General features: G+C 61.9%; 14 protein-coding genes and 2 pseudogenes. 11 read left to right on the forward strand and 5 right to left on the reverse strand.

The genetic code is table 11. The features are described 5' to 3' along the window. Positions 1 to 143: 143 nt before the first annotated feature. Complete coding sequence (locus tag FQ192_RS08385; protein WP_149658179.1) at positions 144 to 1,856, forward strand: hydrogenase maturation protein; 1,713 nt, start codon at positions 144 to 146, stop codon at positions 1,854 to 1,856. A 111-nt stretch (positions 1,857 to 1,967) separates the two neighbouring features. Here the strand turns inward: FQ192_RS08385 and FQ192_RS08390 are convergent, their stop codons facing one another. Beyond that, positions 1,968 to 4,604 carry a glucosidase gene (locus FQ192_RS08390; protein WP_149658180.1) on the reverse strand — a complete coding sequence of 879 codons (2,637 nt, stop codon included), beginning with the start codon at positions 4,602 to 4,604 and terminating at the stop codon, positions 1,968 to 1,970. A 273-nt stretch (positions 4,605 to 4,877) separates the two neighbouring features. On the opposite strand from FQ192_RS08390, the gene FQ192_RS08395 reads away from it, so the two are divergent. The 3 genes from FQ192_RS08395 (at position 4,878) to FQ192_RS08405 (ending at position 8,058) form a co-directional block, all read left to right on the forward strand. Next, positions 4,878 to 5,741: a LysR family transcriptional regulator gene (locus FQ192_RS08395; RefSeq protein ID WP_149658181.1), complete on the forward strand. Its 864-nt coding sequence runs from the start codon at positions 4,878 to 4,880 to the stop codon at positions 5,739 to 5,741. A 95-nt stretch (positions 5,742 to 5,836) separates the two neighbouring features. Continuing rightward, positions 5,837 to 6,982, forward strand: coding sequence for an SRPBCC family protein (locus FQ192_RS08400; RefSeq protein ID WP_149658182.1), 1,146 nt, complete (start codon positions 5,837 to 5,839; stop codon positions 6,980 to 6,982). Continuing rightward, the gene (locus FQ192_RS08405; protein WP_149658183.1) at positions 6,979 to 8,058 is read left to right on the forward strand and encodes an SMP-30/gluconolactonase/LRE family protein; all 1,080 of its coding nucleotides are present in this window, start codon (positions 6,979 to 6,981) and stop codon (positions 8,056 to 8,058) included. The genes FQ192_RS08400 and FQ192_RS08405 overlap by 4 nt, the downstream gene beginning before the upstream one ends. A gap of 144 nt (positions 8,059 to 8,202) precedes the next feature. On the opposite strand, the gene FQ192_RS08410 is transcribed toward FQ192_RS08405, so the two are convergent. Both FQ192_RS08410 and FQ192_RS08415 read right to left on the reverse strand, forming a co-directional pair. Further along, the gene (locus FQ192_RS08410; protein ID WP_149658184.1) at positions 8,203 to 8,445 is read right to left on the reverse strand and encodes a hypothetical protein; all 243 of its coding nucleotides are present in this window, start codon (positions 8,443 to 8,445) and stop codon (positions 8,203 to 8,205) included. A gap of 103 nt (positions 8,446 to 8,548) precedes the next feature. Then, on the reverse strand, positions 8,549 to 8,791 hold the full coding sequence (locus FQ192_RS08415; RefSeq protein WP_133836247.1) for a YdcH family protein: 243 nt from the start codon (positions 8,789 to 8,791) through the stop codon (positions 8,549 to 8,551). Between the two features lie 217 nt (positions 8,792 to 9,008). Between FQ192_RS08415 and FQ192_RS08420 the strand changes: the two genes are divergently transcribed. Next, positions 9,009 to 9,530 carry a DUF4142 domain-containing protein gene (locus FQ192_RS08420; protein ID WP_149658185.1) on the forward strand — a complete coding sequence of 174 codons (522 nt, stop codon included), beginning with the start codon at positions 9,009 to 9,011 and terminating at the stop codon, positions 9,528 to 9,530. Between the two features lie 230 nt (positions 9,531 to 9,760). On the opposite strand, the gene FQ192_RS08425 is transcribed toward FQ192_RS08420, so the two are convergent. Beyond that, entirely contained in the window at positions 9,761 to 10,024 is a 264-nt protein-coding gene (locus tag FQ192_RS08425; RefSeq protein ID WP_149658186.1) for a hypothetical protein, read from the reverse strand. A 361-nt stretch (positions 10,025 to 10,385) separates the two neighbouring features. Here FQ192_RS08425 and FQ192_RS08430 point away from each other — a divergent pair, with 361 nt between their 5' ends. From FQ192_RS08430 to FQ192_RS08455, 6 genes and pseudogenes are all read left to right on the forward strand, one after another. After that, a complete protein-coding gene (locus FQ192_RS08430; protein ID WP_149658187.1) occupies positions 10,386 to 11,237 on the forward strand; it encodes an STAS domain-containing protein in 852 nt (283 codons plus the stop codon). Positions 11,238 to 11,241: 4 nt separating this feature from the next. Then, positions 11,242 to 11,604 (forward strand): STAS domain-containing protein, encoded by a 363-nt coding sequence (locus FQ192_RS08435; RefSeq protein ID WP_059405963.1) that lies wholly within the window; start codon positions 11,242 to 11,244, stop codon positions 11,602 to 11,604. Next, positions 11,601 to 12,011: an ATP-binding protein gene (locus FQ192_RS08440; RefSeq protein WP_149658188.1), complete on the forward strand. Its 411-nt coding sequence runs from the start codon at positions 11,601 to 11,603 to the stop codon at positions 12,009 to 12,011. Before FQ192_RS08435 ends, FQ192_RS08440 begins: the two co-directional genes overlap by 4 nt. Continuing rightward, positions 12,008 to 13,012, forward strand: a complete 1,005-nt coding sequence (locus FQ192_RS08445; RefSeq protein WP_149658596.1) for an ATP-binding protein — start codon at positions 12,008 to 12,010, stop codon at positions 13,010 to 13,012. The genes FQ192_RS08440 and FQ192_RS08445 overlap by 4 nt, the downstream gene beginning before the upstream one ends. After that, positions 13,005 to 13,880, forward strand: coding sequence for a sensor histidine kinase KdpD (locus FQ192_RS08450; RefSeq protein ID WP_149658189.1), 876 nt, complete (start codon positions 13,005 to 13,007; stop codon positions 13,878 to 13,880). Before FQ192_RS08445 ends, FQ192_RS08450 begins: the two co-directional genes overlap by 8 nt. Continuing rightward, a pseudogene (locus tag FQ192_RS08455) lies at positions 13,870 to 15,216 on the forward strand (response regulator); the annotation flags it as partial. The gene FQ192_RS08450 and the pseudogene FQ192_RS08455, both read left to right, overlap by 11 nt. Here the strand turns inward: FQ192_RS08455 and FQ192_RS08460 are convergent. Then, positions 15,201 to 16,322, reverse strand: a pseudogene (locus tag FQ192_RS08460) (excinuclease ABC subunit A); the annotation flags it as partial. The pseudogenes FQ192_RS08455 and FQ192_RS08460 sit on opposite strands and share 16 nt — an antisense overlap. Between the last annotated feature and the right edge of the window lie 132 nt (positions 16,323 to 16,454).

A 16,454-nucleotide genomic window follows, 5' to 3' on the forward strand; every position in this document is an offset into this window, starting at 1 on the left:
AGGGCTTTGCGTGAATGAAGAAAAAAGATTGATCCCGGTCAGGTGGGTGTGCCCGGGCACTCTCTACTATCGCCCTTCCATCGAAAGCCAAGGACGGCTCATTGCGAGCGCTGTGGCTGAACATTCTCAAGGAAGAGGCAATCATGCGTTCACTGAAGATCATCCTGCTGTCATCAGCCTTCAATGGCCTGACCCAACGGGCCTGGCTGGAATTGCGCCAGGCCGGGCATAGTCCCAGCGTCGTCCTGTTTACCGACGAAAACGCGGTGTGCGAACAGATCGAACAGTCCGGCGCCGACCTGGTGATCTGCCCGTTCCTCAAGGACCGGGTGCCGCAACAACTGTGGAGCAATCCCAAGCGTCCACTGGTAATCATCCATCCCGGCATCGTCGGCGACCGTGGCGCCAGCGCGCTGGACTGGGCCATCACCCATGAGCGGGATCGCTGGGGTGTCACCGCGTTGCAAGCGGTGGAAGAAATGGATGCCGGGCCGGTCTGGGCCACGAGTGAATTCAACCTGCCCCAGGGCCTGCGTAAATCCGAGCTGTACAACGGGCGGGTCAGTGACGCGGCGATCCGTTGCATCCGCGAAGTCGTAGAAAAATTCATCGTCGGGTTTGTCCCGGTGCCGGTGGATTACCGCCAGCATCAGGTGCTGGGCCGCTTGCAGCCGAACATGAAACAGGTCGATCGCACGTTCAGCTGGCACGACTGCTCGCAGTTCATCAAACGCAGCATCGACGCGGCCGATGGTCAGCCCGGTGTGCTGGCCAGTCTGGCCGGCGGTCAGTACTACCTGTATGACGCGCATCTGGATTCACGCACGGGCACGCCGGGGCAGATTCTGGCGGTGCATGACGATGCGGTGCTGGTGGCGACCGGTGATCACAGCCTGTGGATCGGCTCCTTGCGGCGCAAACCGCTGCCCGGCGAAGAAACCTTCAAGCGTCCGGCCCGGCATGTGCTCGGTCGGCAGTTGAGTGAAGTGCCGACTCTGGACTGGTCGATTGCGTCGAACCCTTTCAACCTTGAGGCCTATCAACCGGTCAGCTATCGCGAGTCCGGGCAGGTCGGCGAATTGACGTTCGAGTTCTACAACGGCGCCATGAGCACCGAGCAGTGCCAACGGCTGGTCGAGGCGCTGCGCTGGGCCAAGGCCCGGGACACCCAGGTGTTGCTGATCAAGGGCGGGCGCGGCAGTTTTTCCAATGGCGTGCACTTGAACGTGATCCAGGCCGCCGAGGTGCCGGGGCTGGAAGCCTGGGCGAATATTCAGGCGATTGACGACGTCTGCGAGGAACTGCTGACGGCCCGGCAACTGGTGATCAGCGGCGTGACCGGCAGTGCCGGGGCTGGCGGCGTGATGCTGGCACTGGCCGCCGACATCGTGTTCGCCCGTGCCGAGATCGTGCTCAATCCGCACTACAAAACCATGGGCCTGTACGGCTCCGAATACTGGACCTACAGCCTGCCCCGCGCGGTCGGCCAGGCCATGGCGGAACAACTGACCGAACAATGCCTGCCGGTAAGCGCAGCCCAGGCCCTGCAATTGGGCATGGTCCAGGAAATCGGCCCGCGTTGCCCCAACGAGTTTGGCTTGTGGTTGCTGCAACGGGCCAATGGCGCGCTGAACGATCCGGCGTACGCCGCCATCCGTGAGCGCAAGGGGCGCAACGACACCCAACTGATGCAGCATTGCCGAAATGCCGAGCTGGAAGAGATGCACCTGGACATGGTGCAGAACCGCAAACAGTTCGCCGAGAAGTGCAGCCACTTCGTGTTCAAGCGCAAGGCGTGTGGCACGCCGCAGCGGTTGGTCGCGGATTGGGCGCGGCAGGTCGAGTTAACCGACTGATCGTTAATGATCGTTCCCACGCTCTGCGTGGGAATGCCTCAAGGGACGCTCCGCGTTCCAAGGGGACGCAGAGCGTCCCGGGCTGCATTCCCACGCGGAGCGTGGGAACGATCATCTTCCAGGCTGTAAAAGAAGCGCCACCAATGCCGTCCATCCCGTCTGGTGGCTGGCCCCCAACCCGCGCCCGGTCTCGCCATGAAAATATTCATGGAACAACACCAGGTCGCGGCTGGCCGGGTCAGCCTGCAACTGCGCATAACCGGCCATCGACGGCCGATTACCCTCTTCATCCCGCAGAAACAGCTTGGTCAGCCGCTGGCTCAAGCTGTCCGCCACCTCCTCCAATGACGCCAGAAACCCCGACCCCGTCGGGTATTCCACCGAAAAATTCTGGTCGTAGTACCGGTGAAACTCGCGCAACGACTCAATCAGCATGTAGTTGATCGGCATCCACACCGGCCCGCGCCAGTTGGAGTTGCCGCCGTACAGCCGCGATTCGGATTCCGCCGGCTCATAGTGTGCGCACAAACTGTCGCCATCGATCCGAATGCCGAAGGGTTGTTCGGCGAACGCCTTGGACAGGGAACGGATACCGAACGCCGATAAAAACTCACTTTCATCGAGCATGCGCTTGAGCAAGTCCTTGGTCCGTTCGCCCCGCAACAGCGCGAGCAACATGCGATTGCCTTCGCCGGGTTCGGTCCAGCGCGACACCAGGCTGGCCAGGTCCGGGCGATGGCGCATGAACCCGAGCAAGCGTTCGCGCAAACCGGGCAAACCTTCATGTTCGTGTTGCTCCAGGACCTGCACGGCGAACAGCGGCATCAGGCCGACAATCGAGCGCAAGCGCAGCGGCTCGTTCACCCCATCCGGGCGGTGCAGCACGTCGTAGAAAAACTGATCCTGCTCATCCCACAAGCCTTCGGCCTCGGAGTCGATCTTGTTGATTGCCCCGGCGATGTACAGAAAGTGCTCGAAGAACTTCACCGCGATATCGACGTACACACTGTTGCGCTTGGCCAGCTCCAGGGCGATGCGCATCTGGTCCAGCGCATAGGCCGCGACCCACGCCGTGCCGTCGGCCTGATCCAGTTGGTAACCGGGGGGCAGAATCGCCGAGCGGTCAAACAGTGCGATGTTGTCCAGTCCCAGGAATCCGCCCTGGAACAGGTTGCGGCCCTCGGCGTCCTTGCGGTTGACCCACCAGGAAAAATTCAGCAGCAGTTTGTGGAAGATCCGCTCGAGAAAATCCATGTCTCCGGTGCCGGTCAACGCCTTGTCCTGCTGATACACGCGCCAGCAGGCCCAGGCATGCACCGGCGGGTTGGCGTCGTCGAAACGCCACTCGTAGGCCGGCAACTGACCGTTGGGGTGCATGAAGCGATCTTTGACCAGCAGCAACAATTGATGCTTGGCGAACCCCGGATCGATCAATGCAAAGGCCACTGCTTGGAAGCCCAGGTCCCACGAGGCGTACCACGGGTATTCCCAGGTATCGGGCATCGAGACGATGTCGACATTCGACAGGTGTCGCCAATGGGTGTTGCGAATGTGCGTGCGCTCGGGGGGCGGCGCCGGTTGGGTCGGGTCGCCGTCGAGCCACTGGTTGACGTCGAAATAGTAGAGCTGTTTCGACCAGAGCAAACCGGCCAGTGCCTGGCGCTGCACATTGCGCGCATCGGCGTCCTTGATCTCGGCTTGCAGCGCGGCGTAGAAACCATCGGCCTCGGCGCGGCGCCGTTCGAACAGGGTCCGGGCGTTGATCTGCGGGGAACCGGCCGGGGCAAAGCGCAGGAACACGCTGCGAGTCTGGCCGGCGTCGAAGTTCAGGGTGAAATGCGCCGCGACCTTGGTGCCGCTGTCACGGCGCACTGCATCGGTGGTGCCATCGACAATGAAATCATTGATGCCGTCCTTGAACGGGCCTTGCGCCGACACGCCATCGAGCGCGGGGAAGTTGCTCTGGTTTTCGCAGAACAGCCACTCGCAATCGGCCTCGCCCCACGCGGTAGCTTGGCGGTCCGGCATGTGCGGATGTTGCGCCAGGACCCGATCACCACTGAGGCTCAGGTTGGGTTTCTGCCCATCGGCCACCCAGCTCCAGGTGTTGCGCGCCCACAGGTGCGGCAACACGCGCAGGCGCGCCGGCTGCTCGGCGCGGTTATGCACGGTGACGCGCATGAAGATGTCGTCGGCAGTGTGCTTGGCGTACTCCACCGTCACGTCGAAATAGCGGTTGTCGTCGAACACCCCGGTGTCGAGGATTTCATATTCGGTATCGGTCAGGCCCCGGCGGGCGTTTTCAGCCACCAAGTCAGCGTAAGGAAATTCGGCATGGGGGTATTTGTAGAGCATGCGCATGTAGGCATGGCTCGGCACGCCGTCGACGAAGAAATACAGTTCCTTGACGTCTTCACCGTGATTGCCTTCGCTGTTGTTCAGGCCGAACAGGCGTTCCTTGATGATCGGGTCGCGCTCGTTCCACAAGCCCAGGCCCAGGCACCAGTGCTGGGCCTTGTCGCTGAATCCGGCCAGGCCGTCCTCGCCCCAGCGATAGGCGCGGCTGCGCGCATGTTCGTGGGGAAAATAACGCCAGGCGTCACCGTCACGGCTGTAATCCTCACGCACCGTGCCCCACTGGCGTTCGCTCAAGTACGGCCCCCACTCGCGCCAGTCCGGGGCCTCGCTGCCGGCCAGGCGCTGGCCTTCCGGGGTGTCGAGGATCGTGGCGGTGGGTTTTGCCGGCATGAGGTCGTCCGTTGGGTCGGGAGATGGATGCAGTGTAGTGCGCGGGGGTTAGAGGGAATATGAAAACTCTGACACCTTGGAATCCGCGGAATCTGTGGGCGGCGTTGAACCTGTGGCGAGGGAGCTTGCTCCCGCTGGGTCGCGCAGCGGCCCCAAAATCTTGTGAGCGCTGCGCACTCAAGCGGGAGCAAGCTCCCTCGCCACAGGCAAGCTCCCTCGCCACAGGGTATCGATGGCTCTTACAATGCGGACACCTTCAGCACCGGCCACCCCATGGACATCGACCTCGCCCGCACCTTCCTGGAAATCGTCCGCCACGGCAGCCTCGCCGCCGCCGCGCAGAAGCTCCACGTGACCCAGACCGCCATCACCGCGCGGGTGCAGAAACTCGAAAGCCAGTTGGGCAGCACCCTGTTCGTGCGCAACCGCGCCGGCGCTCGCCTGACCCCGAACGGCGAAGCCTTTGTGGTCTATGCCAATCAACTGGTGCAAACCTGGGAAGCTGCGCGCCGGGACCTGCCGTTGCCCGAAGGCTATCGCGACGTGTTGCACATCGGCGGCGAAGTCAGCCTGTGCAATCCGCTGATGCTCAGTTGGGCCGCCGAGTTGCGGGAGAAGATCCCCAGCCACGCCCTGCGCATGGAAATCCGCGACGGTGAAAACCTGCTGCGCCAACTGGAGCTGGGGGTGCTCGACGCGGCGCTGGTCTACCAGCCCGAATACTGGCCACGCCTGCAAGTGGAACAGGTGCTGGAAGAAAAACTGATCCTCGTGCGCCTGGCTGGCCAACCCGATCCCTACGTGTACATCGACTGGGGCCCGGATTTCCGCCGCCAACACGACGCCGCCCTGCCGGAAAAAGCCAAGGCCGCCCTGAGTTTCAACCTCGGCCCATTGGCCTTGCAGTACCTGCTGGAGCACGGTGGCAGTGGTTATTTCCGCACCCGGGTGGTGCAGAGTTATCTGGAAAGCGGCGTGCTGGAAGCCGTGGCCAAAGCCCCGGAATTCAGTTACCCGACGTACCTGGTTTACTCCCGGGACCGGGATTCGGCGACCCTGCAACAAGCCTTCGATCTGCTGCGCGATGTGATCAAGACCGACGATGACTGGTCCCAGCGCTGGAACCCGTTGGGCTGAGTCCATCAAGTGGCGTTTGTGCCCTCAACGTTCGCCAGGCCTGCGCGGCGGGATCGGCTAATCTGCTGTGATAACAACAATCACAGGTGAGCGCAGTGAGGCAGACCACCCAGGCTTTTCGCAGCCGTTACCGGGCCGACATTCATCGGCTCTACAACCCGTGGCTGCACGGCACCTTCGTGCTGCTGTTCGGCCTCCTCGCCATCGCCGGGTTCTGGCGCACGGTGCAACAGGTGCAGGCACTGGAATGGCTGACGGTGCCGCTGACGCTGTTGTTCTTCAACTTTGGCGTGTACATGGTGCATCGCCACCTTGGGCATCACAAAAAGAGCTTCGCGCGGATGTTCTATGCCAGGCATGCCGGTGATCATCACAGCTTTTTTACCCCCGGCCACATGACCTACGACAGCGCCAGGGACTGGCGGGTGATTCTGTTCCCGGCGTGGCTGATCGTGCTGCACACGCTGGTCATCACCCTGCCCCTGTGGTGGCTGTTTTCCCGGGTCAACGCCAATGTCGCCGGGTTGTTTGGCGGCTGTATGGTCCTGGGTTACCTGACCTATGAAGTGTTCCATGCCTGCGAGCATTTGCCGCCGCGCAACCCGATCACACGGCTGCCGTGGATCCGCCAGATGCGCCGCCTGCATGAACTGCATCACCGCCGCGAAGTGATGCAGGAGCGCAATTTCAATATCGTGTTTCCGCTGATGGACTACCTGTTCGGCACCCTGTACTGGGAGCCGGAGCACACCCACCCGAACCCGACGAGAACGCCCATGACCCGCATGCAGCACCCGATCGACATCGCCGGCAACCCGATTGCCGTGCTCGCCTACGCCAGCACCGTGACCCGTTGGCCGGAGTGGCATCCCTCGTCGCTCAAGGTCGATGGCCAGGCCGGGCCGCTGCATGCGGGGTCGCGTTTTGAAGAGGACATCCGCGCCGGCGGGCGTGACGGGCACTTGAGCTGGGAGGTCGAGGAGTACCTGCCTGGGCGACGCTGGCGTGCCCGGGCCCAAGGCGATCATGGGTTATCGCTGGTGGTGACCTACGAGTGCGAGGCAATCGGCGACGGCACACGGTTTGTCCGGACCCTGGATTATCGGTTCAGCGGTTTGGGCATGCGCATCGCCAATCGGTTGCTGCTCAAGCGGCGCATCGAGCATGAGTCGGCGGCGTCGATGCTGGCGCTGCGCAACATGGCGCAAAAGCACCTGGCACCCGCAGGCGTGAGCGCATGAGGGCCCTCTTCAGGTGTGTGTTGTTGCTGATCGTCGTATTTGTCGCGTTTTTACTGCTGATGCCAAGCAAAGTCGAACCGGTGGCCTGGACACCGGCAGCGGCGCCGTCATTGGCCAGCGGGGTGTACGCCGACAATCAGCGACTCAAGGACGTGGAGCGTATTGGTTCTTCGGACATCGACGGTCCCGAGGCGTTATTGCTGGAAAACGACCTGCTGATCACCGGTTTGCACGACGGCCGGGTGATTCGCAGCAGCCTCGACGGCAACGTCAGGACCGTGCTGACCGACACGGGTGGCCGGCCGTTGGGACTGGCCCGGCATCCCAATGGTTTGCTGGTGATCGCTGACGGGGTCAAGGGCTTGCTGTCCCTTGATGCCCAGGGTCGGGTGATCCCATTGACCACAGAAGCGAATGGCGTGCCGTTCGGTTTTACCGATGACGTGGTGATCGACAAGCCCGGGCACTACGCCTACTTCAGTGATGCGTCGAGTCGCTGGGGCTATGGCAAGGATGGCGAGGCGATTATGGAGCACGGCGGAGACGGTCGTTTGCTGCGCTATGACTTCCAGACCGGCAAGACCACCCTGCTGCTGGACAAGCTGGAATTCGCCAACGGCGTCACCCTCGGGCCCGACGATGCGTTTGTGCTGGTCAACGAAACCGGCGCCTACCGCATCACTCGCTATTGGCTGAGCGGGCCGAAAGCCGGGACCCATGATGTGTTTATCGACAACCTGCCGGGGCTGCCGGACAACCTGGCGTTCAACGGGCGGGATCGCTTCTGGGTGGCGCTCTATGCCCCGCGCAACAAACTGCTGGACGCCACAGCGCCGCACCCGTTCGTGCGCAAGATGATCGTGCGGGCGATGATGGTGTTGCCCAAACCGGTGGAGAAACGGGCGTTCGCGTTGGGGCTGGACCTGGACGGCAAGGTGATTGCCAATTTGCAAGATGCGGGCAGCGGCAATTATTCGCCGATCACCACGGTGCGCGAGTATGGAGACTGGTTGTATTTTGGGTCGTTGACAGCGCGGCACATGGTGCGGTTGCCGCTTAGCAAAGCCTTGAACTGATCGTCAATCAAACACCAAACCTGTACGAGCAAAGCTTGCTCGCGAACGCGGCGTGTCAGTCAACATGGATGTTGAATTTGATGACGCCTTCGCGAGCAAGCTTCGCTCCTACAGGGGGGCGGCATCTGAAGAGGGTCAGGCCAATCAACGCGGATCCCTCTCGCCATCGCGCTCGGCGTTGTCGGTTTCTTCGCGCACCCGTTCAGGGTCGAGGTCGGTGCCGTCGCGCTGTTCAATCGGCTTGGCGCCTTCGTTGTTCGGCAGCTCGTCGATGCCCGGTTCGTCCTCGGGGTGGACGGTCGTGCGCCCTGGGCTCAGCGGTTCGGGATGGGTCGGGATCGGGTCGTACCCGCCCTGTTCTTCACTGGGGAATTTTGGCTCTGTCATAAGGGCACCTCTGAGAAGCGAGTCATGAATGGAGAGACTCTGTACTTTCGAGGTGCCGGGCTTTATCGCCGTTCCAACTATTCAGTCACCGGTCGTCGGTGGCTCAGGACGACGCCTGGAGTTGCTGGACGATCTTGTCCTTGACCTGCAATCGCTGTTCCTTGAGCTTTTTCAGTGCGTCGTCGCTGGGGGCATCAGACTGGGCCGTTTCGGCCTTGACCACCTCATTGTCCGCCTGCACATATTTATTGATCAGTGAATCCAGTAACGGATCCGTGGTGCGTTTTTGCTGGATAACTTCCTTGGGAATGTTCAGGTCCTGATAAAGGTTGTGTGGCACCGGCATGGAACACCTCCGTTTGTTGATCGGTAGCAAACGCGATCAATTGCGTTCACCAACCATCAGAATGGCCTCGGTTACCCGGTTCTGTCGACCTCCTGTCAGACCAGCGGTGGCCGTTCGTCGTCGTTTGGCGTTTGCGATCAAACCTTTCGTCGAGTCCCGACCTCCATTGAATAACGATCACCTCGATCGCTCATAAAACCCGTGTGGAGAAGAACCAATGGACGGATTTACCCTGCGCCACCTCGCCCTGGCCGTTGCCCTGAGCACCAGCATGGGCACCGCGTTCGCGGCCACTTCCAATGATTTCGTCGACAACGCCGCGGCCGGCGGCATCGCTGAAGTTGAAACCAGCAAACTGGCCCTGGAAAAAAGCGCATCGGCGGACATCAAATCGTTCGCCAATATGATGATCACCGACCACACCAAGGCCAATGATGAACTGGCGGCGCTGGCGAAAAAGCATGACATCGAGGTGCCGGACAGCACGACACTGGTCAATCAGGCCAAGGCGAAAATCCTCGACCTGCGCGATGAATCCTTCGATGCGGCCTACGCCAACAATCAGGTGAAGGCCCACGAAGAAACCATCGCACTGTTCAAGAAAGAAGCCGACACGGTGACCGACGACAAAAAACCGGGCGCCACCGACCTCAAAGGCTTCGCGCAGAAGATGTTACCGGCGCTGGAGAAGCATCTGGACGCGGCCAAAGCCTTGCAAGCGAAGCATCCAAGCAAATAACCCGGACAAAGAACCGCATCCAGAAGATTAGCGCCAGTCAGACAAGCGATGAGTAACCTGTGGCGAGGGAGCTTGCTCCCGTTGGACTGCGCAGCAGCCCCCTTCTTTAGTCAGGTAAAGAGAGGGGCCGCTGCGCAGCCCAGCGGGAGCAAGCTCCCTCGCCACAGATTCAGTGTCAGGTTTGACTGATTGGCATAAATCCGGTCGATGCGGTTTTTTTTCGTCTGCGGTTAGCCGCCATCAGTATCGATATCGGCATCGGTGTCCTCACCAGGTTTTGGCCGGTCGGGATGCGGTTTGAAGCCGGGACTGAACTCGTTGTCGTTGTCGGTGTGGCGGTTCTTCTGGTCGACCGCGGGGTCGGCGCTGTCCGGCTTGGAGGTCTGTTCGCCCTGGCCGCAATTACCTTCACCCGGGACCTGCGGGTCAATCGCCGGGTCATTGCAATCAACCGGCGCCCCGGATTGATCCTGTTGCTGGGATTGCTCTTTCATAGCTACCTCGTTCGTCACTGCACTTGCGCGGCTGGAAACAGTCGGCCATGAAGATTCGAAGCCATCTCCGGCGCAGGGTTCAATCTCATGAAACCCGGTCTCCCTGTAGGAGCGAGGCTTGCCCGCGAAGGCGTCTTCCAAATCGCCATCGCGGGCAAGCCTTGCGCCTACAAACGGCGTCGGTTGTATTAGTGAAGATCAAAGGCAAGATCAAAAGATCGCAGCCTTCGGCAGCGCCTACTAGAGTGAAGGATGAAAAAATCCTGCCGTGCGCGAACAACTATTTCGCACGGCAAATGTCACTGATTCGCGCCGATCATTTTTAGGGGCATCGGCCATCATTCCCAAGGAGTCAAGACACATGGCGGCACTGCACAGCAACACACTCGAAGCGATGAAGAAAACCCAGGCGCAATTGCTCGCCGAATGGACGAACAGCCTCGAGGCCAGTGGTGCCACGCGCAACATCAAGGAACAAGACCTCAAGCAACAGACCTCGGAGTTCCTGCACCTGGTCATTACCGGGCTGGAACGCGGCAACGGGCAGAACATCGCCGCTGCGGGCTGGGACGAGATCCGCCAATTCCTCGAAAAACTCTCCCATAGCCGCGCCATGCTCGGCCAGGACTCGCAGCAGACCGCCAGTTTCATCTTTTCCCTCAAGGGACCGATGTTTAGCCTGCTGCAAACCGAATACAAACAGGACCCGGCGCAATTGGCCGAACAACTCTGGGAAGTCTCCGAGCTGCTCGATGCCCTGGGCATGCACACCATCCGCACCTTCCAGAAGTCTCGCGAGGCGGTGATCAAGCGTCAGCAAGAAGAACTGCTGGAACTGTCGACCCCGGTGGTCAAGCTTTGGGACGGCGTGCTGGCACTGCCGATGATCGGCACCCTCGACTCGCAACGCACCCAGGTGGTGATGGAATCGCTGCTGCAACGGATCGTCGACACCGGCTCGGAAATCGCCATCATCGACATCACCGGCGTGCCCACCGTTGACACCTTGGTGGCGCAGCACCTGCTCAAGACCGTCACCGCGATTCGCCTGATGGGCGCCGATTGCATCATCAGCGGCGTGCGTCCGCAGATCGCGCAAACCATCGTGCACCTGGGCCTGGACCTGCAAGGCGTGGTGACCAAAGCCAACCTGGCCGACGCCCTGAAACTGGCCCTGACCCGACTGGGAATCACCGTCAGCAAGGCGGTATGAGCCGATGGAGCGCATCCCGATTCTGCAAATGGGCGACTTCCTGCTGGTGACCATCCAGGTCGACATGCATGACCAGCTCGCCCTCACTCTTCAGGACGATCTCTCCGAGCGCATCAGCCGCACCTCGGCCCGGGGCGTGCTGATCGATATCTCGGCGCTGGACATGGTCGACTCGTTTATCGGCCGGATGATCGGCACCATCTCCGGCCTGTCGAAAATCATGGATGCCCAGACCGTACTGGTGGGCATGCAACCGGCCGTGGCCATTACCCTCGTGGAGTTGGGCCTGACCCTGCCCGGCGTCAGCACCGCGCTGAACGTCGAGCGGGGGATGAAACTGCTACAGGCTCGAGTACGCGAACAATGACCGTGCGCAGCAGCGGCAGTCAGCCCATCCAAATCGAGCAAGACGTGGTCCTGGCCCGCCAGACCGCGCGCAAACTCGCCCAGGAATGCGGCATGCGCCTGATCGACCTGACCAAACTGGTGACCGCCGTCAGCGAGCTGGCGCGCAACACCATGGTGTATGGCGGTGGCGGCGACATGGACTGGCAGATCCTCGACGAAAACGCGCGCACCGGGTTGCGCCTGGTCTTTCGTGACGAAGGCCCGGGCATCCCCGACATCAAGTTGGCCATGACCGACGGCTGGACCTCCGGCAGTGGGCTTGGGCTTGGGCTTGGGCTGACCGGGGCCAAACGGCTGGTGGAAGAGTTCGAACTGGAAACCGAGCCTGGCAAAGGCACTCGCATAACGATTACCCGATGGACATGAACATTGGCGGTACCCTCACGCTCGTGTTGCCGATCGAAGACAGCAGTCAGATCGGTCATGCCCGGCGCACCGCGCAAAAACTCGCAGAATTAAACGGCTTCGACGCCACCGACGCCGGACGTGTGGCGCTGGTGGCCACGGAACTGGCGAGCAACATCCTCAAGCACGCCGCAAGAGGCGAATTGCATCTCAGGACCCTGCCCCGCCCGACCGGCGCCGGGATCGAAATCCTCGCCGTGGACCGGGCCGGCGGCTTTGATTTGCAAGCGTGCCTGACCGATGGATTTTCCACCGGCGGCACCCAGGGCATTGGGCTCGGGGCGGTGTCGCGCCAGACCGAAGTGTTTGATGTTTATGCGGATTCACGGGGCGCAGTGCTGTTGGCGCGTCTGTACCCGCGAACTGACAAGGCGCCGGACCGACGCATCGGCGTCAGCCAGCATTCATTGCATAACGATCCGGCGTGTGGCGATGTCTGGCACCTGGCGTTCGACGGGCCGCGCATCAGTGTGCTGGTGATCGATGGCCTGGGCCACGGCGAAGACGCCGAACGCGCCGCCCGGGCCGGTGAAAAAGCCTTCGCCCTGGCGCCGTTCGCCTCGCCGATGCTGTTGCTCGAAGACATGCATCACGCCATGATCGGCACCCGTGGCGGCGCGGCAGCCTTCGCCCAGTTCGATGGCGATGCCTTGAAATATGTCGGCATCGGCAATATCGGCGGCTGCCTGATTACCCCGGACAAATCCCGTGGCCTGGCCTCCCACCCCGGCATCGTCGGCGGCCAATACCGGAAGGCTCAACCCTTTGACTATGCTCAAGTGAACGGACACCTATTGATCATGTACAGCGACGGCCTGCAGTCCCGATGGAACCTGCAAGATTACCCCGGCCTGGTGCACCGCCACCCCGCCGTGATTGCCGCTGTCCTGCACCGCGATTTCTGTCGCGGCCGGGACGATGTAACGGTAGTGGTCGTTGCCCTGGAGGCCGCGCATGGCTGAGTCACCCAACCTGACGCCGGACGAACAAGCGTCGCTGATCGCCCAATTGCAGGGCGAAGCCACGGCGCTGCGCAACGAACTCGAAGAAACCAACCAGGGGGTGCTGGCGCTCTACGCCGAGCTGGATGAACAGGCCGAACAACTGCGCCAGGCCTCGGACCTGAAAAGCCGCTTTCTGTCGTACATGAGCCATGAATTCCGCACGCCGCTGGGCTCGATCCTGAGCATCACCGGCCTGCTGACCGATGAACTCGACGGCCCGTTGAGCCCCGAGCAGCACAAGCAGGTGGCGTTTGTCAGCGGTGCCGCGCGGGAGTTGAGCGACATGGTCGACGACCTGCTCGACCTGGCGAAGATCGAGGCCGGGCGCATCAGCATTTCCCCGGCCTGGTTCGACATGCTCGACCTGTTCGCCGCCCTGCGCGGCATGTTCCGGCCGATTGTCGATGGCAGCGCCGTGGACCTGATCTTCGAAGAGCCGGTGGGTCTGCCACGGCTGTTCACCGACGACAAGAAACTCGCGCAGATCCTGCGCAAGTTCATTTCCAACTCGCTGAAGTTCACCACCCGTGGTGAAGTCCGGGTCTCGGCGCGCCTGGAAAACAGTGATCACGTGCGCTTCGCCGTCAGCGATACCGGAATAGGTATCGCCCCGGAGCTGCATGGCGCATTGTTCGAGGACTTTTCTCAAGTTGACTCGCCATTGCAGAAACGCTTGCGCGGCACCGGACTGGGTCTGTCACTGTGCAAACGCTTTGCCGAGTTGCTGGGCGGCGAAGTCGGGGTACAAAGTACGCCGGGTGCCGGTTCGACCTTTTTCGTGATCATCCCGCTGGCCATCGCCGTGGAGCCTGCCGATGAAACGTGACATCTGCCTGTTGATCGTCGACGACAACGTCGCCACCCGCTACGCCCTGCGTCGGCGCCTGGAACGGCATGGCTACGCTATTCTCGAAGCCGGCACCGGTGGCGAGGGCCTGGCGCTGATCGACAGCGAGCGGATTGACGCGCTGATCCTCGACGTCAACCTGCCAGACATGAGCGGCTTCGACATCGTGCGCAAACTGCGCGCCGATGCGGCGACCGCGCTGCTCCCAGTCATCCATGTGTCAGCAGCCTCGATCCAGACCGGCGACATCATCACCGGCCTGGACGCCGGTGCCGATGCCTACCTGATTCACCCCGTGGACCCGGACGTGTTGCTGGCCACCCTGCGCACGCTGCTGCGGGTGCGCGACACCGAGAATGCCTTGCGCGAAAGCGAGGCGCGCTTTCGCGAGATTTTCACCAACGTCTCGGCGCCCATCGCGGTGATGGACGCGGCGCTGAAAGTCCACGAATGCAATCACGCCTTCGCCCAACTGATCCAGGACAACCTTGACCCGGACACCTTGCGCGAATGCTTTGCCGACGATCAAGGCGCGGTGATTGATGAACTGCGCCTGCGCCTGGCCTATGGCGAGCGCTGGAAAGGCACGCTGAACATGCGGGTCGAAGGTCAGGCGCGGGAAACCGAGTGGCAGATTTCACCGTATCGCACGCCTGAATTGAGCCTGGTGTTCGTCGAAGACGTCACCGAACACCGGCACCGCGAACGCTCGCACCTGGCCCGGCTCGACGACGCCACCACGCAACTGGCCAAGGAAGTCGCCGAACGGGTGCGCACCGAAGCACAACTGCTGCAAGTGCAGAAAATGGATGCCCTGGGCAAGCTCACTGGCGGCATCGCCCATGACTTCAACAATTTGCTCACCGGCATCATCACCAGCCTGGAACTGATCCAGAAACGCATGGCCGATGGGCGCACCGAAAAGGTTCAGTTCTACGCCGAGGCGGCGCTGAACTCGGCCATGAGCGCTGCGTCCCTGACCCATCGCCTGCTGGCCTTTGCTCGTCAGCAGCCGCTGGATACCCGGCCGGTGGACATCAACGAGAACATCCGTTCCCTGGAAGAACTGCTGATTCGCACCATCGGCGAGCGCATTACCCTGAGGCTGGAACTGACCTCCAAGGCGGCCATCGCGCTGGTCGATCCGATCCAGCTGGAAAGTGCCGTGCTCAACCTGGTAATCAACGCCCGGGATGCCCTGCCCCAGGGCGGCAATATCTGGGTCAGCACCTACGCCGCCTATTCCCACGGCGACCCGAATCTGGCGGACGGCGCGTATGTGGCACTGGCGGTTCGTGATGACGGGTTCGGCGTGTGGCGCACATCCGGCGCATTGGCGTGGCCACTGGCGCCGTGGGCGATGCGCTGCTCGCGGGCCTCGCGGGTCTGGTCGTGGGTCAGGACTTCGCCGGGCTCGTCGGCCTGTTCCAGATAACTGTGCGCCGCCACCGGTTTCAGCACCTCGGCCACTTGCAGCAACGGCATCTGCGACAACTCGCCGATGTCGTAACCGGCAAAGGTCACCGACAGCGCCTCGCGCTTGAGGCGCTTGCCGTCGCACAACGGGCACGGGCTGCCGAGCATGAATTGCGAGACGCGCTTCTTCATCAACGCGCTTTGGGAATGGCTGAAGGTGTGGAGGATGTAGCGTCGGGCGCCGGTGAAAGTGCCCTGGTAACTCGGTTCCATCTTGCGCTGGAGCGCGACTCTGGTTTCGTCCGGGGTCAGCCCGGCGTACACCGGCACGGTGGGGGTTTCTTCGGTGAACAGAATCCAGTCGCGCTGCTTTTTCGGCAGCTTGCGCCAGGGAATGTCGACGTCGATGCCCATGGTCACGAGGATGTCCCGCAGGTTCTGGCCTTGCCAGGCCAGCGGCCAGGACGCAATCGCCCGTTGGCGGATGGTCAGGCCCGGGTCCGGGACCATCAGCGCTTCGGTGACTTCGTAGACGCGCCCCAGACCATGGCATTCAGGGCAGGCACCTTGGGGTGTGTTGGGCGAAAAGTCCTCGGCATAAAGCATCGTTTGCCCCGCCGGGTAACTGCCGGCGCGGGAATAGAGCATGCGGATCAGGCTCGACAACGTGGTTACGCTGCCCACCGAAGAGCGCGTGCTCGGCGTGCCCCGCTGCTGTTGCAGGGCTACGGCGGGCGGCAGGCCTTCGATGGAGTCGACATCCGGCACCCCGACCTGATCGATCAGGCGCCGGGCATAGGGCGCCACGGACTCGAAATAGCGCCGTTGCGCTTCAGCGTAGAGGGTCGAGAACGCCAGTGACGATTTGCCCGAACCGGACACGCCGGTGAACACCACCAGCGCGTCACGGGGAATATCCACGTCGACGTTCTTGAGGTTGTGTTCCCGGGCGCCGCGCACCCTGACCATGCCGGAAGGAGGGGTTGGGGTGCGCTTTGAAGTCATGAAATTACCTTGATTAGATCACTGAAAAAACGCAAATCCCTGTAGGAGCGAGGCTTGCCCGCGAAGGCGGTGTGTCAGTCAACATCATATCGACTGGACGGACGCCTTCGCGGGCAAGCCTCGCTCCTACAG

The sequence above is a fragment of the Pseudomonas sp. ANT_J12 genome (assembly GCF_008370045.1).
In the GTDB taxonomy this organism is placed as follows: domain Bacteria; phylum Pseudomonadota; class Gammaproteobacteria; order Pseudomonadales; family Pseudomonadaceae; genus Aquipseudomonas.